We start from the raw sequence: 23,899 nt of genomic DNA on the forward strand, positions 1-23,899 counted from the left end.
CGCTGATAATCAGTTGACTATCAGTCTTACCTCACAAGCACCCACACGAATTGCTTGATTCAGTTGTTAAAGAACAGTTGGTTAAGTCTTTCGCCTCAACCGAGGCGCGCATTTTACAGCAGCCTCTCAATCTGTCAAGCGGTTATTTCAACGAAGTTTCAAAATTTCTTTATCAACTTCAACCACTTGCGCTTCCGATCCACTCTAGCTTCTCGTCAGCGGGAGGCGAATTCTACAGCGTTTCAACCCGCTGTCAACCACCTCTTGCAACCGCTTTCGATCCATCCAGCAGACCAACTCACAAGACTCAACCACCACCTTGTCAGCCCGGCGCATTCTACACAGCTTTCGCTGCTTTGCAACCCCTCTTTTAAAGCTAACTTCTTGTTATCTAAGAAGTTTTCCGAGAGGTCTACGCCGGAAGAGGTGCGCATTATAGGCCCAGCAAATTCACCGTCAAGCACTTATTGAAGGCTTTTTGTCATAACCGACGACTTGCGATCTGCAAGCCTTGAAGCAGTCTTACCTGGCTAATCACTACCTATATATAGAAGAAGCGATAAAACGCTTACCACGCAGCCGCGCCGGAGTACTAAGCCTCCCTCTCCAGCACCCTGGCTTCACTTTGAAGCCAGCCCCGTTTTCCAACCGATAAAAAGCAGCCCCAATCCACGGGGAGCAAATCGGGGCTGCGAAAAGAGGCGAACCCAACGACCCGCCGCTTTTCTATGGTTGCATTTGCAATGCCTTAATAGGCCTCTTGCCCACCAGTAACCGAGGCCTCTGCACGCTCCTGCCCGACCGGCAGGAGCTGCGGCAACAGTGAACCCAACAGCATGCCCGACAGACTGAACAGCAAACCGGCCAACTGCGGCGGCCAGAAATCGGCCTCCCGATAAGTCATCTCCAGCGTCACCCAAGAAAGCAGACCGAAAGCACTCGCCAGCAAGGTGCCCTGAGTCGTGGCGCGCTTCCAGAACAGCCCGGCGAATAGCGGCACCACGGCAGCCACCAGCGTCACCTTGTAGGCATTGCCGACCATCTCGCAAATGCTCGCATCGGAGTACAGCGCAAAACTCAAGGTCGCGATGGAGCAGAAGAAGATGCTGATGCGCATGACCTTAAGGAACTGACGGTCGTTCATCTCCGGCATAAAGCGCTTGAGCACGTTCTCGGCGAAGGTCACCGAGGGCGCCAGCAGGGTGCCAGAAGCGGTCGACAGGATCGCCGAGAGCAGCGCGCCGAAGAACATGATCTGGGCGAACAGTGGCGTGCGTTCGAGGATCAGGTGCGGCAGGATCATCTGCGCATCTTCCGCCAACCATTTCTTGACCATTGCCGGGTCGATCATCAACGCGGCATAGGTGAGGAAGATCGGCAGCATGCAGAAGCACAGGTAGAACACCCCGCCGGTCACCGTGGCACGCACGGCGATGTTCTCGGTCTTGGCCGACATCACGCGCGCGTACACGTCCTGCTGCGGAATCGAGCCGAACATCAGGGTAACCGCTGCGCCGATAAAGGCGACGATATCCTTGGGCTCGAAGCTGTGGATAAAGGTGAACTTGCCCGCTGCCGCCGCATGGCTAATCACCACGTCGGCGCCGCCGGCCATGTCGCCAATCAGCCAGGTCCGATAGACCAGGCCGGCGACGATGATGATCATCAGGAAGAAGTCGGTAAACGCCACCGACAACATGCCACCGAACAAGGTGTAGGCCAGCACGATCGCCGTGCCGATCAGCATGCCCTGAGTAGTGCTGATGGTGCCATCGGAGAGCACATTAAACACCAGGCCCAGCGCGGTGAGCTGCGCCGCGATCCAGCCCAGGTAGGAGCCGATGATCACCAGACTGATGATCATCTCGACGTTGGGGCCGAAACGCTTGCGGAAAAAATCGCCGATGGTCAGCAGGTTCATCCGGTACAGCGGGCGAGCGAAGATCAGACCCACTAGCATCAAGCAGCCGAAGGGGTCTTCGATGATTCCGGCGAAACCTTCTTCGATAAACGTGGCCGGAATGCCCAGCACGGCTTCCGAGCCGAACCATGTGGCAAAGACCATAGCCGCCACAATCGGGAACGACATGCGGCGCCCACCGGCAGCGAAGTCATTCGAGTTGCGTACGCGGGTGGAGGCGTAGAAACCGATACCCAGGGTGATCAGCAGGTAACCTGTAACAAACCAAATCAGCATTTGCTCTTGTTCCAATGGCTCTAGCCCGTCGACGGTCTGCACGCTCACACAAGGGGAGCGGGCAGACGTTGCCACGACCGGCAAATGTTTTTGTTTTTAGCTTGGTAGATCAGGCAACGCGCACCATTGCATGGGCTGTTACAGCCCCAGCAGCGGCCTATTTGCCTGGTACAACGGCCGCACCGGCCTGCCAACCTCGTAAAATATGTCAAACAATTACAGCCGAGTGACTCCCTTAAAACCGCTAACCCGCATCATTTAAATGACTAAAAATCATTCCAGTCATTGTAATTAAACGTTTTTTTGTAAATATCCACGCCTCGTTAGTTTTTTATTTTTTACACGCGGGGGTAAGACCAAAACAGAGCATTGGCGGCTCCAGCCCCCATGAATCCGCAGCGCTTTCCGAGGTTCCAGCGGAGGGGATTTGTCGCACAGCGTACCCTCGTCGCCCCTCCCCTCGGAGTAAGACGGGAAGAGGCGAAGCATGCGCAATGGCCGAGGCGCAGAGCGGCAGGCCTGGGCACGCCCAGACGCCGACTAGGCACGCCTAAAAGCGTGCAGCGCCTGGCCCTGCGGCTGGCAGAGCTGTCGAGAGGGGTACGCTCTGCGTGACTTTGGCCATCTGGGTGATTTCCACCTGCAACCTATCCTTGCCGAGCAGGTAGTCGGCCAGCTTCTGCGAAAACGGCCAGTAGTTCAGTTCCGCCGTCAAGGTGAGCGACCCGACGGCGTCGGCCGGCACCAGGAAGGAGAACTCCCGAATATCGTAACCATTGGGCAGAAGGCGGTTATCCGAGAGAATTTGCGTGGCATTCCAGACCTCGATGTCCAACTCATTGCCGTCCTTGTCGCCCAGGTGCACTTTGAAATTTCGCGTGTCGTTCTCGGTCTTGCCGTCCTTGACCGAGCCCAGGCGATAGAGCTGGCGGCCACTGGCATCCAGCACCCGAAAATCGATCCAGATCTCCCGCCCCTCCGGAAAGCCGGTCGGCAGCTTGTGCCCGGCGCCGACGTTGGCCACCTTGACCGCTACCGAGGTGTATTGCCCGGGCAGGATGGCGGCCGGCAGTTGCTGAAAATGGATTTCCCCCGCGCGGGCGAGCATGTCGCGCGCGCGTTGTGCGTTCTCGTGCTGACCGAGATGCGTGAGCATCGTGGCGTTGGCGCCGCTGAACCAATGCGAGGCGACCTGCTCGCGGTCTGGCCCCATGCTCGCGGCCTTACCCGCAAATCCCGGCATATGGCAGCTCTGGCAGGTTTCACCACTGAGGCTGTAGGGGCTCTCCAGCCACTCGTCATAGGTGCGCTCGACCGCCACGCTGCTGAACGGGTGGGTGACGTTGTGGCAGGTCGCGCAGAAGTCCGAGCGCGTGTGCAGGGCGGAATACACGGAGTCGTGATAGGGCGAATCCTCATCTTTACGCGGGCCGAACTTGGTCGGTTTACCGTGCGCCCGCGGGCTCAAGACATAGGCGCCGTTATCCAGGCCGGTGCGGGCACTGATGTTGTGGCAGGTCTCGCAATCGACCCCCGGCATCGGGTGATTCTTTGCGCTGTCCTCAATCGAGGAGCGGTTGAGTTCTGACGTAATCTGCCCGGTCGTGAGACCGATCGGGGTATGGCAGCCGCTGCAGAAGTTATCGACCCGCCCATCGGTGGCCTCGCTCGCAAGCTTGAGCAAGGCCCGATAGATGGGCTCATCCCAGGCCTGGGACATCATCGAAGCGCGCCACTGCCGGTAGATCTCCGTATGGCAGGCGCCGCAAACCTGGGCATCGTCGAAGTCCTTCACATTCAAAACCACATTGCCCGTGGTATTGGCCCGATGCGGAAAGAAGGGCATCCCGCCAATCACACGCATGAGCTTGGAACGTGCCGGCTCCAGCCACTTGTCATTGCCTTGATTGTCATTGCCCTGGGGCTCGTCGGCTGCAACCAGCGTTGCCGCAAGCAGGTAGGCTAGAACACACAAATGACGGCCAGCGGAAGATTTACAAGCGGCCCGGGTATCGGCAACGCGCGTCGAGGGTGGCTGTGTATTTTCTGCCACGTCGCCGACTCTACCCATCTCACGGCCTCCCTCACACTGCTCGACGCTAAAGAGCCAATATCGCGGCACGCTCTGCGCTGGTATTGCGGATAGCCCTGAAACCGCCAAGCCACCTGCTCACACGAGCAAGCGAGATAAAAGCGCCCACTGACACCTGAAGGGTGGCCCAGACAGACCCCGCACCATTGCCCTAGCCAGCACAGCGGTCTGCGCACCCGCCCCAAGCGCAACGAACACACCTATTGCTTGAGCGTACTTAAGGTAGTAGTTGCGCGGCAGAGCCAAGTCAATATTTCGCCAAATATTAAAATTCGTAATTTATGATTACTAACTTATTGATAAAATTCAGTTTTATATTTAATAAAACTAATCGTCACAGATCTTTATAGCTAATCAAACGAACAGCTCGTCGCTCCGCTCGACAGCACGCGGAGTGATCTGAAAATCATTGAAGAAGCCGTTCTAAAATCGATTCGACCGAGTGACCATCACCACGCGTCTTCCGGCACTTGGCAGGGGGGAATTTTCAAACCGCAGCGATCATGCAAGCATGCCAAGGGAGCATTGAAGGGAGTGCGCCATGAGTACCGCCGCCGTTGAGCCGAGGCTTACCGCCAGCCGCCTGCAAGCCTTGCATGAACAGGGTTTCGTGCTACTCCCCGGCGTGCTGGAAGCACAGCAGCTCGCCGAGCTGCGCGAGGCCATCGACCGGCTCAGGCCGGAGCACTGGGATTACACCGGCCTGGTCGATCACTACAAATGCGTGTTCAACCGCGATCCCCTGTGGCTGCCCTACCTCGACCCGCCGGGCGTCATCGAATTGGCCGAGACTGCCCTGGGGGCGGACTGCCATGTGATTGGCCAAACGGCCTGGCGCTGCCACCCCGGCTTTATCGGCGCCGAGCTGCATCTGGATTATCTAGTGATGGAGTTACCGCCGGCCCTGCTGGCCGATCCGGCCTTCGTGTTGCCCATGCAGATCTGCACGGCGCACCTCTACCTCGATGACATCACCGAAGACCTCTGCCCGACCCTGGTCGTACCCGGCAGCCATCGCGCCGGACGCAAGCCTCTGATGAGAGAAACTCAGTGGCAGGGCCGAACAGCGGAGCCGGTGCTGTGCCGGGCCGGCGACGTACTGTTCTTTCGCAGCGAGCTTTGGCATGCCGGCAGCCGCAACCGCACGGCGGACCGGACGCGCTACCTGCTGCAGGTGCATTACGGCCGGCGCATGGTCGCGCAGAAGTTCTCGCCCTATCTGGCGTGGCGGTTCAATCCCGAAGTGATTGCCGCGTGCACGCCGAGGCAGCGCAGGCTGCTGGGGGAACATGAGGCAGCGGAGTACGACTGATAAAGGCCGACGGGCAGGTCCTGCCCCGGCTTCGGCAAGGGTGTGCACGGCGCTGATCGTTCCCAGGCTCCGCGTTGGAATGCAGCCCGAGACGCTCCGCCCTGCACCGCCTAATGGACGCCGAGCCCCGTTGCGCAGCCTTGCTGAAACGCAAAAGCCCCGGCGCAAGGGCCAGGGCTTTCTGCTTGACGCGTGGACGCTGTTATTGGCTCAGCGATACCTGGCGGGCCTCGACCTTCAGTACGCTCAAACGCTTGAGCAGAGCGGCGATGTTTTCCTTGGCCGAGCCCTCGTTGGCCAGGCGCAGGCGCTTGACCCCGTAAAAGGCATCACCCACCCCGGCGGTGAAGGGGGCGCGCACGACTTCGCGAAACAGCACCTTGCCGCTGACATTGTCGACCAGGGTGTACTCGACCTCGGTAGTCACCTCGAAATCCAGACCGAACAGTGGTTGGTCGACCCGCTGCAACTTGGCACGCAGGGCGAAGGGGGCCTGGCTGGAAGCACTCAGCAAGCCGGCATTGTTCAGAGATTGATGCAGCGCAGCTTGAAACGCTGTGCCATCGATTTCCGAGGTCCACAGCGGATTGGTTTTCTCACCACCGGCGACTTCGCTGAGTTGCAGGTTGTCGTGCAGCGGCTTGTCGAACTGCAGAGCCTGCGCCTGGTTGTCGCTGACGGTCATGCCTTCAATCTTCGCAGATGAGGCGCAACCGGTAAGCACGATGGCGAATACAGAAGCAAACAGCAAACGGAGCATGGGCATGGGCTTTCCTTAGCGGTCATGGTGACCTGACAACTGGATGAGATCGGCAGTGCCGACCGCGCCAGGAACGGACGGGCAAGGAGCGGCGGCTAGCCGACCCCTCTGCGCTATTCGTCCATGTTTGCGCGGACAGAAGATTAAGGCCTTAGGCTGGAATGCTCAAGCTGTGATGCTGGGTTGACCGGTGGCGAAGCATTAGAAAGCAGGTTTAGGGGCGTGTAGGGGGCCGGGGTGAGGTATTTGGCCTTAATAAAAGATGGCTATCGCATTGCTCAACTCAACCTACGAACTATGCTCAATCCATCCTCAGGGTCTTGGCTAATTGAAAAGTGGTCAACAACACAAAAAAATTGATCTACCCCAAATCACATTGATGCGGATTGGAGCAATACATTGGACGGACTAACCCAACTCACACTAAACAAGCTAGACGCTCTAACTAGGGCAGAGCCCTTAACGATATTCGCCCTTACAATACTAGTAGTCGCTGCAATAATTTTTATTTTGCACAAAGTCCTTCAGTCAATCACAAACTCACAAAAAGAGTTTATCGAGGTCAACGAAAGCACAATCCATCACTACACCTATACAATAAACACCATATCCGAAAGAAAAGAGACCATAGAGAGCGAGTTTGAATCACTAAAAGTAAAATTGCTTGAAATCCAGTCAAACTTCGCAAAACCAAACAAGCCCACCGAAATAACCGAAAAGGAACCTAATGATCTTGCGAGCCACACCCACAGGGCCACACAAAGCCTGGTAATTGTTAACTATGCTGTTAAGAGCACGCAACTGATAGGCGCAATTCGCGAGACAGGGCTTCTTGTCATCAAGCTGGCAGAAGCCTCCAAAATCCCTGCAACTGCAGATGTAATAGAGATAATAATAAAATTAAACAGCATTGAAAAAGACATACGCCTATATCTAACCGAAATGGAAAACTGTTTTGCAATCACGGATTTCTCACTAAGACTAAACAACCCATCAGAAATATTACTGAAGCTACCCAGCATAATCGACACGTACTCAAAAGAAATTTACAGTTACGACCTTGCCATTCAAGAAAACTTTAACGCAATAACCTCCCAAGCGGCCCCAAGAGCATTAAGGGTTTAAATGGAAAGCCTACCCCACAGAATGGGGTGAGTGCCGTAATACCCATCGTCCACAAAACAAAAAGGCCAGCCCCGCCGACTGGCCTTTTTGTTATCCGCTCACCCTTGATCGTTCCCACGCTCAGCGAATGCCGCCCAAGAGGCTCTGCGCCTGGCAGCGCAAATAAGTCCGTCCCTTTACCCTGTGGCCAGCAAACGCCTCAAAGCCATCGAAACCTTATACAATTTACGGCTTTTAGCCTTCCTGACCGTGAGGATCCCTCGTGAGCACTCTGCCGCCCTGCCCCAAATGCAATTCCGAATACACCTATGAAGATGGCCAGCAACTGGTTTGCCCGGAATGCAGCCATGAATGGTCCGCGGGTGACGCGGCTGAAGCCTCGACCGATGGCGAAAAGGTGATCAAGGATGCGGTCGGCAATGTCTTGCAAGACGGCGACTCGGTTTCCGTGATCAAGGACTTGAAGGTCAAAGGCACATCGCTGGTGGTGAAGGTCGGCACCAAGGTCAAAAACATCCGCCTGTGCGATGGCGATCATGACATCGACTGCAAAATCGACGGCATTGGTCCGATGAAGCTGAAGTCGGAGTTTGTGAAGAAGGTTTAAGCCCGCCGTTGATTGATCGTTCCCACGCTCTGCGTTGGTCCGTTCGGACGCGGAGCGTCCGGGGCTGTGCTCCCACGCTGGAGCATGGGAGCGATCGCAATACCGGGAATGAAAAAGGCCAGTCTCTCGACTGGCCTTTTTCATTCCGCTAACTCTTACAAGCTGGGGAAGGCGAATTGCGAAGCCTCATGGCTGGCACGTTGCGGCCAGCGCTGGGTGATGGCTTTGCGGCGGGTGTAGAAGCGTACGCCGTCCGGGCCGTAGGCGTGGAGGTCGCCGAACAGGGAGCGCTTCCAGCCGCCGAAGCTGTGGTAGGCCACCGGTACCGGCAGCGGTACGTTGACGCCGACCATGCCGACTTCGATCTCGTCGCAGAACAGGCGGGCCGCTTCACCGTCACGGGTGAAGATGCAGGTGCCGTTGCCGTATTCGTGGTCGTTGATCAGTTGCATGGCGTCTTCCAGACTGTTGACCCGCACGATGCACAGCACCGGGCCGAAGATTTCTTCCTGGTAGATGCGCATGTCCGGGGTCACGCGGTCGAACAGGCAGCCACCGAGGAAGAAGCCGGACTCAAAGCCGGCGACTTGCAGGCCGCGGCCGTCAACCACCAGTTGCGCGCCGGAGTTCACGCCGTCGGCGACGTAGCCGCTGACTTTGTCCAGGTGTTGGCTGGTGACCAATGGGCCCATGTCGAGGCCGCAGGAGGTGCCGGCACCGATTTTCAGCGCCTTGATTTGCGGCACCAGTTTGGCGACCAGGGCGTCGGCGACTTGGTCACCCACGCAGACGGCCACCGAGATGGCCATGCAGCGCTCGCCGCAAGAGCCGTAGGCGGCGCCCATCAGTGCGCTGACGGCGTTGTCCAGGTCCGCGTCGGGCATCAGCACCGCGTGGTTTTTCGCGCCGCCCAGGGCCTGTACGCGCTTGCCGCGCTTGCTGCCTTCGGCATAGATGTATTCGGCGATCGGCGTCGAGCCGACGAAGCTCAGGGCCTTGACTTCCGGGGCTTCGATCAGCGCATCCACGGCTTCCTTGTCGCCGTGTACCACGTTGAGCACGCCTTTCGGCAGACCGGCTTGGTTCAGCAGTTCGGCGATCAGCAGGGTGGAGCTTGGGTCGCGCTCGGACGGCTTGAGGATGAAGCAGTTACCGCAGGCAATCGCCAGCGGATACATCCACAACGGGACCATGGCCGGGAAGTTGAACGGGGTGATGCCGGCAACCACGCCGAGCGGCTGGAAGTCGCTCCAGGCGTCGATGTTCGGGCCGACGTTGCGGCTGTATTCGCCCTTGAGGATTTCCGGCGCGGCGCTGGCGTACTCGACGTTTTCGATGCCGCGCTTGAGTTCGCCGGCAGCGTCTTCGAGGGTTTTGCCGTGCTCTTCGCTGATCATCTGGGCGATGCGCGCTTCGTTGGCTTCGAGCAGTTGCTTGAAGCGGAACATGACCTGGGCACGCTTGCCTGGCGGGGTGTTGCGCCAGGCCGGGAAGGCGGCTTTAGCGGCGTCGATGGCCTGTTGCACGGTGGCGCGGCTGGCCAGCGGCACTTTGTGGATCGCCTCGCCGGTGGACGGGTTGAACACATCGGCAGTGCGGCCGGTGTCGGTCACGAACTCGCCGTTGATCAGGTGCTTGATGGTGCTCATACAAAAACTCCGTTATCGAATCCTGGTGTAGGGTGGATGACGCTGTATTCATCCACCATTGGCGGTGTTATCGAGATGGTGGATGTAGCAAGCGACATCCACCCTACGTTCTCCCCCGCCCTCTCCCTGAACGGGAGAGGGGGATTAATCGTGTTGGGCCGCGCTTACTTGATCTCGGTTTCGACGAAGACGATTTCATGCGTGCTGGCGTTGACCACGTTGTGTTCGACGCCCGCTTTGCGGAAATACGCCTGCCCGGCCGTGAGGGTCGCGTGCTTGTCGCCCTCGGGGGTTTCCAACAACAGAGTGCCGGTGGTCATGGGCACCACTACGTAGTCGTAACCGTGGCTGTGGTGGCCGGTTTCGGCACCCGGCGCAAAGCGCCATTCGGTGACGATCACCCGCTCGTTGTTCACTTGCACGGTAGGCACGGCTTGCGGTCGTTTCATCTTGGCTGTGGGCTCAATCCAGTTGATTCAGCGCTTCGCCGACTGCATCGAACAGGCGGTCGAGGTCTGTTGGTTTGGCGTTGAAGGTTGGCCCGAACTGCAGGGTGTCGCCGCCGAAACGCACATAGAAGCCGGCTTTCCACAGCTTCATCCCGGCCTCGAACGGGCGGACGATGGCGTCGCCATCCCGCGGGGCGATCTGAATCGCGCCGGCCAGGCCGCAGTTGCGGATATCGACCACGTGCTTCGCGCCTTTCAGGCCATGCAGGACGTTCTCGAAGTGCGGCGCCAGTTCGGCGGATTGCTGAATCAGGTTCTCGCGCTCGAGCAGCTCCAGCGCGGCCAGGCCAGCCGCGCAGGCGACTGGGTGGGCCGAGTAGGTGTAGCCGTGGGTGAATTCCACCGCATACTCCGGGGTCGCCTGGTTCATGAAGGTCTGGTAGATCTCGCGGCTGGCGATCACCGCACCCATCGGAATCGCGCCGTTGGTGATCTGCTTGGCGACGTTCATCAGGTCCGGGGTTACGCCGAAGTATTCGGCACCGGTGGCCTTGCCCATACGGCCGAAGGCGGTGATCACTTCGTCGAAGATCAGCAGGATGTTGTTGGCATCGCAGATCTCGCGCAGGCGTTGCAGGTAACCCTGCGGCGGCACCAGCACGCCAGCGGAGCCGGCCATCGGCTCGACTATCACGGCGGCGATGTTGGAGGCGTCGTGCAGTTCGATCAGTTTCAGCAGCTCGTTGGCCAACTCGACGCCACCGGTCTGCGCCATGCCGCGGGTAAACGCCAGGCCCGGCTGCAGGGTGTGCGGCAAGTGGTCGACGTCCATGAACTGGCCGTACAGCTTGCGGTTGCCGTTGATGCCGCCGAGGCTGGTACCGGCGATGTTGACGCCGTGGTAGCCACGGGCACGGCCGATCAGCTTGGTCTTGCTCGCTTGGCCTTTCAGGCGCCAGTAAGCACGGGCCATCTTCACCGCGGTGTCGGCGCACTCGGAGCCGGAACCGGTGAAGAACACGTGGTTCAGCTCGCCCGGCGTCAGGTCGGCGATTTTCTCCGCCAGTTGGAACGACAGCGGGTGGCCGTATTGGAAGGCCGGCGAGTAGTCGAGGGTGCCCAGTTGACGGGCCACGGCTTCCTGGATTTCCTTGCGGGTATGCCCGGCGCCGCAGGTCCAGAGGCCGGACAGGCTGTCGTAAATCTTACGGCCCTGCTCATCGATCAGGTAGCTGCCCTCGGCGCCGACGATGAAGCGCGGGTCGCGCTGGAAGTTGCGGTTGGCGGAAAACGGCATCCAGTGGGCGTCCAGTTTGAGCTGGCTGGCCAGAGACGGGGTGGAGGTTTGCGGCATGTTCATGGGCGGCCTCGCAAGGAAGTGCAGTGTTCTTGTCTGTAGGTGCGGGTGTTCGCGGTCATGGCCCGCGCCTACGGTTGTTTCTCTTGCCGCTAAGGTGCCACGGGCTTAAAGTCTGAAAAACACGATTCTTCTAATTCTCAGATTGGTTTTTACTAAACTATGAGCAGCCGCCGCCCCGATCCCTTGGCCCAAGTCAGCGACTTCGATATCCGCCTGTTACGCATCTTTCGCAGCGTGGTGGAGTGTGGCGGCTTCTCCGCGGCGGAAAGCGTGCTGGGCATCGGCCGCTCGGCGATCAGCCAGCAGATGAGCGATCTGGAGCAGCGCCTGGGCCTGCGCCTGTGTCAGCGCGGGCGCGCCGGGTTTGCCCTGACCGAGGAAGGCCGCGAGGTTTACCAATCCTCGTTGCAACTGCTCGGCGCCCTGGAAAGTTTTCGCACCGAAGTGAACGGCCTGCACCAGCACTTGCGCGGCGAGCTGAACATCGGCCTGACCGATAACCTGGTGACCCTGCCGCACATGCGCATCACCCACGCCTTGGCGCGGCTGAAGGAGCGCGGCCCGGATGTGCATATCCAGATCCGTATGACCCCGCCGAGCGAGGTCGAGCAAGGCGTGCTCGACGGCCGTCTGCATGTGGGTGTGGTACCGCAGGCCAGCACGCTGTCCGGGCTGGAATATCAGCCGTTGTATAGCGAGCGCTCGCTGCTCTACTGCGCGGTCGGCCATCCGCTGTTTTATGTCGATGATCAACAACTGGCGGATGAGCGCCTGAATAGCCAGGATGCCATAGCCCCGACCTTCCGCCTGCCGCCCGAGATTCAGGCGCAGTACCAGGCGCTGAGGTGCACGGCCAGCGCCTCGGACCGCGAGGGCATGGCCTTTCTGATTCTCACCGGGCGCTACATCGGCTATCTGCCGGACCACTACGCCAGCCTGTGGGTGCAGCAAGGCCGCTTGCGCGCCCTGAAACCGGCGACGCGCTTCTATGACCTCAGCCTGGCCTCGGTGACGCGTAAAGGGCGGAGGCCGCATCTGGTGCTGGAGAGTTTCTTGGAGGCGTTGGCGGCGACCAGTTGAAGAGCCGCTTGGCTTTTCTACCCGCCGCCCTTGTCTCCGCGCCAGCAGTGCGTTATCTGTGCTTGCGCTTCGCTCCCAAAACGCTCGGAAAGGCTTATGACACTCGACGCGCCCGCGCTCAACGCCACCGCTAAAGCGGTCGGCCGCATCCGCCAGAAAAACGAAGAAGCGATCCTTGCCGCCGCCGAAGAAGAGTTCGCCCGCCACGGCTTCAAGGGCACCAGCATGAACACCATCGCCCTGCGCGTGGGGCTGCCGAAAGCCAATCTGCATTACTACTTCAGCAACAAGCTGGGGCTGTATATCGAGGTGATGCGCACTATCCTCGAACTCTGGGACAGCGCCTTCAACACCCTCACCGTCGACGACGATCCGGCCGAAGCACTGGCCCGCTACATCGGCGCCAAGATGGAGTTCTCCCGCCGTCAGCCGCTGGCCTCGAAGATCTTCGCCATGGAGGTGATCAGCGGCGGCGAATGCCTGTCCGAGCACTTCAACCAGGACTATCAGCACTGGTTTCGCGGCCGCGCGGCGGTGTTCGAGACCTGGATCGCCGCCGGCAAGATGGACCCGGTCGACCCGGTCCACCTGATCTTCCTGCTCTGGAGCAGCACCCAGCACTACGCCGACTTCGCCGACCAGATCTGCCGCCTGACCGGGCGCCAGAAACTGAGCCAGGACGACTTCAGCACCGCCACCGCCAACCTGACCCACATCATTCTCAAGGGTTGTGGGCTGACACCTCCGGCCGTTTAAACATGCCCTTCAGCCTCAGTGCGCCTTGCGAGTACCGCGAGGACATCCGCAAAAGCCGCTTTCTCGCCCAGGCCGCGCCGATTAGTAGTGCCGCCGAGGCGCAGGCCTTTATCGAGCGGGTCAGCGATCGTAGTGCATCGCACAACTGCTGGGCCTGGAAGGTCGGCCAGCAGTACCGTTTCAGCGATGACGGAGAGCCCGGTGGCACGGCGGGGCGGCCGATCCTCGCGGCGATCGAGGGGCAGGACTGCGATCAGGTGGCGGTGGTCGTTACCCGCTGGTACGGCGGCATCCAACTCGGCACCGGCGGTTTGGCCCGCGCCTATGGCGGCAGCGCCAACAAATGCCTGCAAGCCGCCACACGCATCGAACTGGTACAACGCAGTCGCTGTGCCTTGCATTGCAGCTTCGCCGAGCTGCCCTTGCTGAAGGCCCGGCTGGCGGAACTCGAGGCGCTGCTCGAGCAGGAAAACTTCGATGCTCAAGGCGCACAGCTGACCCTGGCCTTGCCCGAGACTCATCTAGCGGCCCTGCAGCGCCTGTTGGCCGACCTCAGTCGCGGACGTATTCAGTTGCAGCGCCTGTAACAGAAGCCCCCACCTGTGACCCACATGGATGTGGGTCACAGGCCCGCTCCTACGGGTTTTGCGTTTTCCCGATCGGCCTCATGCAACAGCTGACTCAGATCTGGTCAATGAGCTCGCTCCTGCAAAAAACCTAGCGAGTTACCCACAAAGGCTGTGGAGCGAACTGTGGATAAGCCTTGGACGACTGCCTACAGAGCCGGTAGGCCGTGGCTTAGCGAGCCCTGTACGTTTATTCGCCAGCGCACCGCTGGGCAAAGGCGGGGTCGGCTCGGCGCCGACTTGCCGCTATGCTGTGGCCCAAACTCAGGGTGACGGGGCATAGGTACGGCTATGGCACAGGCAAAAACGGCATTGATCATCGGCGCCTCGCGCGGGCTTGGCCTGGGCTTGGTGAAACAGTTGCAGGCGGACGGCTGGCACGTCACCGCCAGCGTGCGCGATCTGGCCCGCGCCGAGGCGTTGCAGGCACTCCCCGGCGTGCGGATCGAGCAGCTGGATATCGACGACACCCAACAATTAAGCGCACTGGAGCAACGCCTCGCGGGGCAGGTGTTCGATCTACTGTTCGTCAACGCCGGGATCTCCGGGCCGGCGCACCAATCCGCCAGCGCCGCCACCTCAATGGAAATCGCGCAGTTGTTTATGACCAATGCGATAGCGCCGATTCGCCTGGCCGAACGCTTCGCCCTGCATATCCGCAAGGGCAGCGGCGTGTTGGCCTTTATGAGTTCGGTGCTGGGCAGCGTCGCCAACCAGGAAGGCAATAATCTGGCGCTGTACAAGGCGAGCAAGGCCGCCCTCAACTCGCTGACCAACAGCTTTGTCTGCGAGCTGGGCGATAACCAACTGACCGTGTTGTCGCTGCATCCGGGCTGGGTGCGTACCGACATGGGCGGCGCAGGGGCCACCCTGGATGTCGAGACCAGCTGCCTGGGGCTGCTTGCGCAGATTGAGCAGTACGCCGGCAGCGGCGAGCATCATTTCATCGACTACCAGGGCCAGACCATTCCCTGGTGATGGCCCGCAACCCTGCGCCGCACATGACAAGTGCGGCTTAAGGCTTTATCTTGGCCGCCACGCAGCGCGGCTATCGAGCGCTGTGGACCTGGATCAGCAGACAGGGCAAAACTGAGCTGGCGAACCTGAACTTAACCTCAGAGGAGCCTGCCAATGGCTGCTAACCGTCTCTGGCTGCGTAACCCGCAAGCCATCTTCACCGCTAACGACCTCGACGCCCGTGGCGGCCTGGTGATTGAGAACGGCGTGATCGCCGAAGTTCTCGCCGCCGGCCAGCACCCCGCGACAGCCTGCGCGCAAGTCTTCGATGCCCGCGAGCATGTGCTGCTGCCGGGGCTGATCAACACCCATCACCACTTCTACCAGACCCTCACCCGCGCCTGGGCGCCGGTGGTCAATCAGCCGCTGTTTCCCTGGCTGAAGACCCTCTACCCGGTGTGGGCGCGCCTGACGCCCGAGAAGCTGGCGCTGGCCACGCAGGTGGCGCTGGCCGAACTGCTGCTGTCCGGCTGCACCACCGCGGCGGATCACCACTACCTGTTCCCCGGCGGCCTGGAAAACGCCATCGACGTACAGGTCGACGTGGTCCGTGAGTTGGGCATGCGCGCCATGCTCACCCGTGGCTCGATGAGCCTGGGTGAGGCCGATGGTGGCCTGCCGCCGCAGCAGACCGTGCAGCAAGGCGAAGTGATCCTGGAGGACAGCCAGCGGCTGATCGGGCAGTACCATGAGCGCGGCGACGGTGCGCAGATCCAGATCGCCCTGGCGCCCTGCTCGCCGTTCTCGGTCACCCCGGAAATCATGCGTGCCAGCGCCGAACTGGCGGAAAAGCATGACGTGCGCCTGCATACGCACCTGGCGGAAACCCTCGATGAAGAGGACTTCTGCCTGCAACGCTTCGGTCTGCGCACCGTGGACTATCTGGACAGCGTCGGCTGGCTCGGCCCGCGGACCTGGCTGGCCCACGGCATCCATTTCAACCCGGACGAAATCGCCCGCCTGGGCAAAGCCGGCACTGGCATCTGCCACTGCCCCAGCTCGAATATGCGCCTGGCCTCGGGTATCTGCCCGACCCTGGATCTGGAAGCCGCGGGCGCGCCGATTGGCCTGGGTGTCGATGGCTCGGCCTCCAACGATGCCTCCAACCTGATCCTCGAAGCCCGCCAGGCCCTGTACCTGCAACGGCTGCGCTATGGCGCCGAGAAGATCACCCCGCAAGTCGCTCTTGGCTGGGCCACCCGCGGCTCGGCCAAGCTACTCGGCCGCAGCGATATCGGTGAGCTGGCGGTGGGCAAACAGGCCGACCTGGCGCTGTTCAAGCTGGATGAGCTGCGTTTCTCCGGCAGCCACGATCCACTCTCGGCCTTGCTGCTCTGCGGCGCAGACCGGGCCGATCGGGTGATGATCGGCGGCCGCTGGCGGGTGGTCGATGGGCAGATCGAAGGGCTCGACCTGCAACAGCTGATCCGCTCGCACCGTGAAGCGGCGCGGCAGTTGATCGCCGGCTAGCTCAAACGACTGGGGGGGACAGGCGGCGCCCTGTCCACCCCAGCCCCTGGAGGGGGAAGCCTCTGTCTTCGCGGTCAGGTTAAACTCAACCGAACCCCGGCCACACGACAAGAGGCTCATCCCATGTACGACTGGCTCAACGCCTTGCCCAAGGCCGAACTGCACCTGCACCTGGAAGGCTCGCTGGAACCAGAGCTGCTGTTCGCCCTGGCCAAGCGCAACAAGATCGCCCTGCCCTGGACCGATGTGGAGACCCTGCGCAAGGCCTACGCCTTCCACAACCTGCAGGAGTTCCTCGACCTCTATTACCAGGGCGCCGATGTATTGCGCACCGAGCAGGACTTCTACGATCTGACCTGGGCTTATCTGCAACGCTGCAAAGCGCAGAACGTGATCCACACCGAACCCTTCTTCGATCCGCAGACCCACACCGAGCGCGGCCTCCCCTTCGAGGTCGCCCTCAACGGGATAGCCACGGCACTGCAAGATGGCCGCCAGCAGCTCGGAATCAGCAGCGGCCTGATTCTCAGCTTTCTCCGTCATCTGCCGGAAGAACAGGCGCAGAAAACCTTCGAGCAGGCCCTGCCCTATCGCGACGCCTTTTTCGCCGTCGGCCTGGACAGCTCCGAGATGGGCAACCCGCCGAGCAAGTTTCAACGGGTGTTCGACCGCGCACGCAGCGAAGGCTTTTTGACCGTCGCCCACGCCGGCGAAGAAGGTCCGCCGGACTACATCTGGCAAGCCCTGGATCTGTTGAAGGTCAGCCGCATCGACCACGGCGTGCGCGCCAGCGAAGACCCGCGCCTGATGCAGCGGCTGATCGACGAGCAAATCCCGCTGACCGTCTGCCCGCTGTCGAACACCAAGCTCTGCGTGTTCGCGGACATGCAGCAACACAACATCCTCGCCATGCTCGAGCAAGGCGTGAAGGTCACGGTGAATTCGGACGACCCGGCGTACTTCGGCGGCTACGTCACCGAGAACTTCGCCGCCCTGCATGAAAGCCTGGGCATGACCAAAGAGCAGGCCAAGCGCCTGGCGCAGAACAGCCTGGATGCACGCCTGATCAAGGCCTGATCGCTAACGGAAGTCCTGCTCCGCGGCCAGTGGCTATGCCAGCGGATCAGTCAGGAACGCTTGCGCCGCTGGTTCTTCAGTGGGTTATTGCCGCGGGGTGCCAACCTGGCCTTGCGCGGGCTGTTCTGAGCGCAGCGCCCGAGCTAAAGCTGCCGACGGCGCCCGGTGAACATCGACAGTGGCAGGTTTTCCTGCAGCCGCAAGCTCTCGACCAGCGCCGCCGTTACATGCAGGCAGACCAGGGCGAACAGGGCATCGGCGAAGAACGCATGCACATCCCGCGGCAGGTCTTCGCCCCAGAAGTAGTCGATTTCTTCCAGCATAAAGCCGCTGATGCCCAGACCCAGCATCAACAGCAACATCAGAATCATCACCAACCCGCCCAGCGGCGAATGCCCGAGGCGGTGATGCGGCCGCCCGCCAAGCAGTGCCCGCACATGCTCGGTGAGGCGTGCCGGGGTCGGCCAAAAGTCCGCCCAACGCGCCGCCGCTGAGCCGATGAAACCCCACACCAGGCGAATCAGCAACCAAGCCACGGCGTAGTAGCCGAGCCAACGGTGCCAGCCATCGCCCGCCTCGTTGAGAAAGTAGTCGGCGAAGAAGGCCACCACCAGCGACCAGTGGCACAGGCGCACCACCGGGTCCCATAAACGCAGGGTTCCATCGGACATGACTCAGTAACCGCCTTCCTCGTCCTCGATCTCTTCCTTGACCACCTTGCCGCTGACCGGATCGAAGTAGATCTCGACTTTGCGCTTGTCCTTATCGAAGCCGTAGATTTCGTAGCAGTTGCCCTTGGTCACCTTGAATTTCTTGATCTCGTAGCCCTGAGTCTTGAGGTTGTCCTGAAACTGGGTTTGATCCTGCCACTGCGCCTTGTCGGCGGTGGTGCACTCGGTGGTGGCGAACGCCAGCGGGCTGGCGACGGCGAGAGCAAGCAACAGAAGTTTACGCATGGGAATCTCCTCGAACGGTTGAAATTGCCGCGTAAAAATAAGGCCATGCGCCGGTTTAAGCCAGCAATAATTCTCAGCCGCTACTGCTTCTCGTCATCTTTCCAGCAGTTCCCGGGAACTCGCCAGGCGCGAAAACAGCAGCCAATCCAGCACTGCGATCAGCAGCAATGAAGCGCCAACCAAGGGGAAGACCAGGCCGAGCACGACGATGATCGCCAGCGCGGTCTTCCACAGCGGCAGCTCGTGACGCAGCGGTGGCACGCCAAGACTGCCTTGTGGGCGGCGCAGCCACCAGATCACCAAGCCGCTGATCGAGCTGAGCAGAATCAGCAGGCAGACCGCCAACATCAGCAGTTGGTTGGCCAGGCCGAAGAACTTGCCTTCGTGCAGCACCACACCCAGTTCCACGCTTTTCGCCACCGCGCCGTAGTCCTGCCAGCGCACGTCGGCCAACACCTTGCCGCTGTACTGATCGACATGCAGGGTCGCATCGTTGCGCGGGTCGTCGGCGAATACCGCGATGGTGTAGACCCCTTCCGTGCCCTTCGGCAGGGTCACGCTGTAACCCGCGACCACGCCCTGGGCGCTGGCCGTGTCGAGAATCTGCTGCAGGCCGACTTGCGCAGCGACCGGCGCCGTCGAGTCCATGGCCTGCCCATTGTGCGCGGCATGCGGATCGGAGGCCGGCAGCGGGGTGTTCTCCACCGCCCAGGCGACGGTCTGCCCCTCGGCGGTGTTGAGGCTGCGCACCTGCGGAGCGGACTTCGGCACCTCGTTCCACATCGCGGCCGGGAAGCGGTTCCACACATCGGCGAAGCTCTCGCCCCAGAACCCGCTCCAGGTCATGCCCGTCAGCAGCATGAACAGCAACAGCAGCGCGCCCCAGAAACCGGTCACCGCATGCACGTCGCGCCAGAACAGCCGGCCGCGATTGGCCAGCCGCGGCCAGAACACCCCGCGCAGACCATTGCCGCGCGGCCACCAGAGATACAGCCCGGATACCACCAGGACTATGGCCCAACCGGCAGCCAATTCGACCAGCCGATCACCGAACTTACCGATCAGCAACTCGCCGTGCAGGGCGCGGGCGATCGCTTGCAGATTATTCACCGCGTCTTGGCTGCCGAGCAGGGTGCCGCGGTAGGGATCGAGGAACAGGTTGAGCTTGCGCCCGCCCTCGGTCAGCACGAACTGTGCGCTGTGTTGCGCATCCAGCGGCGGCAGGTACTGGCTGATCGCCGCCTGTGGATAGGCCTGTTTGACCCTCGCCAGCTGCTGATCCGCACTGAGCAGTTGCTCGCCCTGCGGCACCCACAGCAGGTCGACGTAGAGCAGGTTATCCAGCTGCGGTTTGAACAGGTAGATGATGCCGGTCAGTGACAGCATGATCAGGAACGGGATCACCAACAGCCCGGCATAGAAATGCCAGCGCCAGGCCTGGTTGTAGAAGGACACACTCGGCTTGGTCATGCTTAAAACTCCTATTGAATGAATCAGCCCTCTCCGTGAAGAGGGCTCGGCACCTCAGTTCTGCTGTTCGTGCTTAGGTTCGGCTGGCGCCTCTTTCTGCACCGCCACCTCAACCTGTACGTCACCGGCTTTCTCGAAGTGCAAGGTCAGCGGGAAGCGCTCGCCGTCGCGCAGCTGCCGCTTCAGGTTGAACAACATCAGGTGGTAAGCCATGGGGGCGAAAGTCGCCTCGCCACCGGCGGCTATGCTCACGGCCTGGATCTGCTGCATCCGCATCAGGCCGTCCTTGTGCACGTGCTCATGCAGTTCGGCCTTGCCTGCTGCCGGGGTGTCCGCACCGAGCAAGCGGTCGGCGCTCGCGCCTTGGTTATGCACGACGAAGTAGGCCGCGGCGGTTGGCGCATTCGCGGGCATTTCCCGTGACCACGGATGCTCGATGTGCAGGTCACCGGCCTGGTACTCGTGCGCCGAGGCACCCCAGGCGCAGGTCAGCAGGGCGGTCAACAGCAGGGATTTAGTGAGGATCATGATGTCTCTCCTGGGTTGCGACTCAAAAGAACTGCTAGTACTCGGTCACGGCTGCAGCGGGATAGGCTTTGCCAAGCCCGCGCAGCCGCTGGCGATGACGGCGCCCGCGACCCAAATCAGACGCGCAGAAACGCGCACCGACAGGCGACTACAGGGGCCGAACCGGAGAGTTAGAAGGGGGAGGCGCGAGGGCTGGCCGAGGGCCAGGTATAGCGGGGCGGCGCTTTGCTGCATGGTTCATACGCAGGGCGCAGATTGCCAGGCGCCCGGCGCAGCCAGCTGAGGCAGAACAGCAGGGCCAGGCCGAGGCTGAGGGTGCCGCACAGCGGGCAACTGAAGGTACTCGACCAAGCACTGCCCGACTGGGCGCCTGAGCCAGAATCCAGGGTCGGGCCGGCGTTGCCTGCGGCCGAGCAGAATGCGCCACCGACACCATTCAGGCTCAAGCCGAGCATTTGCCCGTGACCAATACCGCAGGCGAGCACATTGAACAGGACGCTGAAGTACAGCATCCATGCCATGAGCGAACGATCGGTACGCGCTAGTTTCATGGCCGCGACTCTAGCATTGCGCCCTCGGATAGCAAGCCCCAGCCCTGTGCTCGATTGCCGCAGCCACCCTGGGCTAGCCGGGCCAAGGCTTCTGCGTCAGCAGTTCGGCGCAGCGGCGCTGGACACACTCGCGGAGCAAATGCACCGCTTTACTCAGTTGGACGCGATGAGTACAGACGAGGTTAAGCGCTGCCAGCTCGCCACGCAGTTCGGGCAACAACACCTGCAAACGGCCGGCCTGCACATCGTCCGCGACATCCAGCCAAGACTTGTAAACCACGCCGCGGCCAGCCACGGCCCAGCGGCGTACCACGTCGGCATCATCACTGACGCGATTGCCACTCACCGTCACGCTGAGCTCACGCTTGCCGTCTTGAAAGCGCCAGCGCTCATGCAGCCGCCCGCCGAGTATGTACAGCAGGCAATTGTGCTGCGCCAGCTGATCCAGCCGCCGCAGTTCGCCGTGCCACTGCAGGTACGCCGGCGCGGCGCAGAGTACCCGCCGGTTGCTCGCCGCCAGTGGCAACGCCACCAGGCTGGAGTCTTCTGGCGCGCCATAGCGAATGGCGATGTCCACCGGCTGACGATACAGATCGGCCACCCGGTCGCCGAGCAGCAGCCGCAGGTTCAGCTGCGGGTGCTCCTGCTGGAACTCATCGAGCCAGGGCAGGAGCACGTTGCGGCCAAAATCTGAGGGTGCCGAGAGCTGCAGCACGCCGCTGATGCCGAGCTTGCTCCCGGCCAGTTGCTGCTGACCTTCGTCCAGGCTTTGCAACGCCGCCCGCGCATAGCCGAGGAATTGCTCGCCTTCCGGGGTCAGGCGCAAGCTGCGGGTGGAACGGGCAAACAGCCGTACCTCCAACTGGCGCTCCAAGCGCTTGAGCGCCGCGCTGGCGACCGCCGGCGACACGTCCAAGGTCCGCGCGGCGGCGGACAAACTGCCGAGATCGGCAGTCCGCACCACGATTTGCAGGTCATCCAGGCGCAACATGGTTCAGCCCTCTATTTTCAACGAATAGTTGAAGGAGCCTGTATCTCTACGCGGTTTTTCTACTTTGCGGAATAGTCGACCATGGATTCAGCCGACGGAGACGCACCCCATAAAAGCCATCGCCTATTACCAGTCCCTCGCCTTCGACAACCCCCGGCCCACGCGACCTGCTGGTCGAAGTCCGGGCCATCTCGGTCAACCCGGTGGATACCAAGATCCGCCAGAACGTGCAGCCGGAAAACGGCCAGGCCAAAGGCAAAATCGTGCTGGAAGACTTCTGATCGGCGCCCCGCTACGCCCCGAACCATTGCTGGTCTGAAAGCCTGGCGACCGTCAGTCGGCCGGTTGCTCCAGGTCAAGGAAAGTTCACCCACGAGGACTAGACTGCACTCTCTTCGATCAGTGGGAGGCAGCCATGAACATCCTTATTCGTACGCTCTCCAAGCCCCAAGGCACCTGCTGGCAGGTACGCCTAGATCAACATGCGGTGAGCTTTCGCAGCGAGGCCGAGGCCCGTGCGTTCGTCACCACCCTCGAAGCGCGACTACGCGCGCCACACGTTTTCCCAGCCGAGCAGCGGGCCGCCGGTTAACTGTACGGAGCGCCTAACTGCGCGCAGCGGTTGGCTTGGCGCGGGCGGTGAGTTGTGCGATCACCACTGCCGAGACACCACACAGGCTGATCACTAACGCCATCGGCAGGGCGCTGCCATCGTGTAGCGCCCCGACCAAAGCCGCCGCACCGGCGGCTACGCCGAACTGCAAACAGCCCAGCAATGCCGAAGCACTGCCGGCATTCGCGCCCTGCCCGGCCATGGCGCACGCGGAGGCATTGGGGATGATGCAACCGAGGCTGGCGATGCAACCGAAGAGTGGCATCAGTAGCGGCCAGAGCGCCGCCGGACGCAGTGCCGCCAGCCCCAGCAGGATCAGCGCACAGGCCAGGTAGAACCACACCACCCGGACCAGCCAATACGCCGGACCGTGGCGGCGCAGCAGCCGCGCGTTGACCTGCGCCAGCAAGATAAAGCCGGCCGCGTTACTACCGAACAGCCAGCCGTAGTGCTCGGCCGGCACGCCATACAGCTCGATGAACACGAACGGCGAGCCGGCGATGTAAGCGAACATCCCGGCCATCGCCACCCCACCGGTCAAGGCATGGCCGATGAACTGGCCATTGGCGAACAGCCGCCAATATTGCGCGAAGGTACCGCGCAGCGGCGGGCGCGCAACGCCTGCGGGGATGGTCTCCGGCAACCAGAGCGCGACGGCCGCTGCGCACAGCGCACCGAAGCCGGTCAGGCAATAGAAAATCGACTGCCAGCCAAACACCCCCAACAGCAAGCCGCCGGCGAACGGCGCCAAAATCGGCGCCAGGCCCATCACCAGCATCAGTTGGGAAAACACCTTGGCCGAATGGATAGGGTCACAGAGGTCGCGCACCACCGCGCGCGACACCACCATCCCGGCACAGCCGCCAAGCGCCTGGACGAAGCGGGCAACGATCAGCCACTCCAGGCTCGGTGCCAGTGCGCAGGCCACCGACGCCAGGGTGAACAGCAGCACGCCGACCAGCAGCGGCCCGCGTCGACCATAACGATCGGCCAGCGGCCCATAAGCCAACTGGCCGATCGCCAAGCCGATAAAGTAGACCGCCAGCGACAGTTGCACATGTTCGACATCCGTCGCGAAAGCCCGCGCCAGCGTGGGGAAACTCGGGAGGTAGAAGTCGATCGCCAAGGGTGCGAAAGCGCTTAACGCACCGAGGATCAAGAGCACTCGTAGATTCATCGCATATCCAACAGCAGGCACGCTCGGCGAACTCAG

Annotated in this window: 23 protein-coding genes and 1 pseudogene; 11 read left to right on the forward strand and 13 right to left on the reverse strand. The window is 61.3% G+C overall.

Features of this window, described 5'->3' with window-relative positions; all coding sequences use genetic code 11:
* Positions 1 to 748: 748 nt before the first annotated feature.
* Entirely contained in the window at positions 749 to 2,197 is a 1,449-nt protein-coding gene (locus FFS12_RS11630; RefSeq protein ID WP_137886973.1) for a sodium:solute symporter family protein, read from the reverse strand.
* Between the two features lie 550 nt (positions 2,198 to 2,747).
* On the reverse strand, positions 2,748 to 4,154 hold the full coding sequence (locus FFS12_RS11635; protein WP_256657377.1) for a cytochrome c family protein: 1,407 nt from the start codon (positions 4,152 to 4,154) through the stop codon (positions 2,748 to 2,750).
* A gap of 676 nt (positions 4,155 to 4,830) precedes the next feature.
* Here FFS12_RS11635 and FFS12_RS11640 point away from each other — a divergent pair.
* Positions 4,831 to 5,601, forward strand: a complete 771-nt coding sequence (locus FFS12_RS11640; protein ID WP_137886975.1) for a phytanoyl-CoA dioxygenase family protein — start codon at positions 4,831 to 4,833, stop codon at positions 5,599 to 5,601.
* Positions 5,602 to 5,803: 202 nt separating this feature from the next.
* Here FFS12_RS11640 and FFS12_RS11645 read toward each other — a convergent pair whose 3' ends face one another.
* On the reverse strand, positions 5,804 to 6,367 hold the full coding sequence (locus FFS12_RS11645; RefSeq protein ID WP_256657372.1) for a hypothetical protein: 564 nt from the start codon (positions 6,365 to 6,367) through the stop codon (positions 5,804 to 5,806).
* 393 nt (positions 6,368 to 6,760) lie between these two features.
* Here FFS12_RS11645 and FFS12_RS11650 point away from each other — a divergent pair, with 393 nt between their 5' ends.
* Both FFS12_RS11650 and FFS12_RS11655 read left to right on the forward strand, forming a co-directional pair.
* Entirely contained in the window at positions 6,761 to 7,486 is a 726-nt protein-coding gene (locus tag FFS12_RS11650; protein WP_137886976.1) for a hypothetical protein, read from the forward strand.
* Between the two features lie 262 nt (positions 7,487 to 7,748).
* Positions 7,749 to 8,093 (forward strand): zinc ribbon domain-containing protein YjdM, encoded by a 345-nt coding sequence (locus FFS12_RS11655; protein ID WP_137886977.1) that lies wholly within the window; start codon positions 7,749 to 7,751, stop codon positions 8,091 to 8,093.
* A 155-nt stretch (positions 8,094 to 8,248) separates the two neighbouring features.
* On the opposite strand, the gene FFS12_RS11660 is transcribed toward FFS12_RS11655, so the two are convergent.
* The 3 genes from FFS12_RS11660 to FFS12_RS11670 form a co-directional block, all read right to left on the reverse strand.
* Positions 8,249 to 9,742 (reverse strand): CoA-acylating methylmalonate-semialdehyde dehydrogenase, encoded by a 1,494-nt coding sequence (locus tag FFS12_RS11660; protein WP_137886978.1) that lies wholly within the window; start codon positions 9,740 to 9,742, stop codon positions 8,249 to 8,251.
* Positions 9,743 to 9,906: 164 nt separating this feature from the next.
* A complete protein-coding gene (locus FFS12_RS11665) occupies positions 9,907 to 10,191 on the reverse strand; it encodes a cupin domain-containing protein (protein WP_137820346.1) in 285 nt (94 codons plus the stop codon).
* 13 nt (positions 10,192 to 10,204) lie between these two features.
* A complete protein-coding gene (locus FFS12_RS11670) occupies positions 10,205 to 11,551 on the reverse strand; it encodes an aspartate aminotransferase family protein (RefSeq protein WP_137886979.1) in 1,347 nt (448 codons plus the stop codon).
* A 159-nt stretch (positions 11,552 to 11,710) separates the two neighbouring features.
* Here FFS12_RS11670 and FFS12_RS11675 point away from each other — a divergent pair, with 159 nt between their 5' ends.
* The 6 genes from FFS12_RS11675 (at position 11,711) to FFS12_RS11700 (ending at position 17,577) form a co-directional block, all read left to right on the forward strand.
* A complete protein-coding gene (locus FFS12_RS11675) occupies positions 11,711 to 12,631 on the forward strand; it encodes a LysR family transcriptional regulator (protein WP_137886980.1) in 921 nt (306 codons plus the stop codon).
* A gap of 96 nt (positions 12,632 to 12,727) precedes the next feature.
* The gene (locus FFS12_RS11680; RefSeq protein WP_137886981.1) at positions 12,728 to 13,387 is read left to right on the forward strand and encodes a TetR/AcrR family transcriptional regulator; all 660 of its coding nucleotides are present in this window, start codon (positions 12,728 to 12,730) and stop codon (positions 13,385 to 13,387) included.
* A 2-nt stretch (positions 13,388 to 13,389) separates the two neighbouring features.
* Positions 13,390 to 13,974, forward strand: a complete 585-nt coding sequence (locus FFS12_RS11685) for a YigZ family protein (protein ID WP_137886982.1) — start codon at positions 13,390 to 13,392, stop codon at positions 13,972 to 13,974.
* A 330-nt stretch (positions 13,975 to 14,304) separates the two neighbouring features.
* Positions 14,305 to 14,991: an SDR family oxidoreductase gene (locus tag FFS12_RS11690; protein WP_137886983.1), complete on the forward strand. Its 687-nt coding sequence runs from the start codon at positions 14,305 to 14,307 to the stop codon at positions 14,989 to 14,991.
* A gap of 153 nt (positions 14,992 to 15,144) precedes the next feature.
* On the forward strand, positions 15,145 to 16,500 hold the full coding sequence (locus tag FFS12_RS11695; protein ID WP_137886984.1) for an 8-oxoguanine deaminase: 1,356 nt from the start codon (positions 15,145 to 15,147) through the stop codon (positions 16,498 to 16,500).
* A 123-nt stretch (positions 16,501 to 16,623) separates the two neighbouring features.
* Positions 16,624 to 17,577, forward strand: a complete 954-nt coding sequence (locus FFS12_RS11700; RefSeq protein WP_137886985.1) for an adenosine deaminase — start codon at positions 16,624 to 16,626, stop codon at positions 17,575 to 17,577.
* A gap of 143 nt (positions 17,578 to 17,720) precedes the next feature.
* On the opposite strand, the gene FFS12_RS11710 is transcribed toward FFS12_RS11700, so the two are convergent.
* The 6 genes from FFS12_RS11710 to FFS12_RS11735 all read right to left on the reverse strand — a co-directional run bounded on the left by FFS12_RS11710 (position 17,721) and on the right by FFS12_RS11735 (position 22,073).
* Positions 17,721 to 18,248 (reverse strand): cytochrome b/b6 domain-containing protein, encoded by a 528-nt coding sequence (locus FFS12_RS11710; protein WP_137886986.1) that lies wholly within the window; start codon positions 18,246 to 18,248, stop codon positions 17,721 to 17,723.
* 3 nt (positions 18,249 to 18,251) lie between these two features.
* Positions 18,252 to 18,533, reverse strand: a complete 282-nt coding sequence (locus FFS12_RS11715; RefSeq protein WP_137886987.1) for a PepSY domain-containing protein — start codon at positions 18,531 to 18,533, stop codon at positions 18,252 to 18,254.
* 93 nt (positions 18,534 to 18,626) lie between these two features.
* Positions 18,627 to 20,003, reverse strand: coding sequence for a PepSY domain-containing protein (locus tag FFS12_RS11720; protein ID WP_137886988.1), 1,377 nt, complete (start codon positions 20,001 to 20,003; stop codon positions 18,627 to 18,629).
* A 54-nt stretch (positions 20,004 to 20,057) separates the two neighbouring features.
* On the reverse strand, positions 20,058 to 20,531 hold the full coding sequence (locus tag FFS12_RS11725; protein WP_137886989.1) for a copper chaperone PCu(A)C: 474 nt from the start codon (positions 20,529 to 20,531) through the stop codon (positions 20,058 to 20,060).
* Positions 20,532 to 20,701: 170 nt separating this feature from the next.
* Positions 20,702 to 21,082, reverse strand: coding sequence for a DUF2946 domain-containing protein (locus FFS12_RS11730; protein ID WP_137886990.1), 381 nt, complete (start codon positions 21,080 to 21,082; stop codon positions 20,702 to 20,704).
* Between the two features lie 73 nt (positions 21,083 to 21,155).
* Positions 21,156 to 22,073: a LysR family transcriptional regulator gene (locus tag FFS12_RS11735; protein ID WP_137886991.1), complete on the reverse strand. Its 918-nt coding sequence runs from the start codon at positions 22,071 to 22,073 to the stop codon at positions 21,156 to 21,158.
* Positions 22,074 to 22,182: 109 nt separating this feature from the next.
* Here FFS12_RS11735 and FFS12_RS11740 point away from each other — a divergent pair.
* A pseudogene (locus FFS12_RS11740) lies at positions 22,183 to 22,327 on the forward strand (zinc-binding alcohol dehydrogenase family protein); the annotation flags it as partial.
* 161 nt (positions 22,328 to 22,488) lie between these two features.
* Complete coding sequence (locus FFS12_RS19920; protein WP_171006510.1) at positions 22,489 to 22,665, forward strand: hypothetical protein; 177 nt, start codon at positions 22,489 to 22,491, stop codon at positions 22,663 to 22,665.
* A 13-nt stretch (positions 22,666 to 22,678) separates the two neighbouring features.
* On the opposite strand, the gene FFS12_RS11745 is transcribed toward FFS12_RS19920, so the two are convergent.
* Positions 22,679 to 23,863, reverse strand: a complete 1,185-nt coding sequence (locus FFS12_RS11745) for a multidrug effflux MFS transporter (protein ID WP_137886992.1) — start codon at positions 23,861 to 23,863, stop codon at positions 22,679 to 22,681.
* Positions 23,864 to 23,899 lie beyond the last annotated feature (36 nt).

The organism is Pseudomonas sp. 2FE, from assembly GCF_005503735.1.
Taxonomy (GTDB): Bacteria; Pseudomonadota; Gammaproteobacteria; order Pseudomonadales; family Pseudomonadaceae; genus Aquipseudomonas.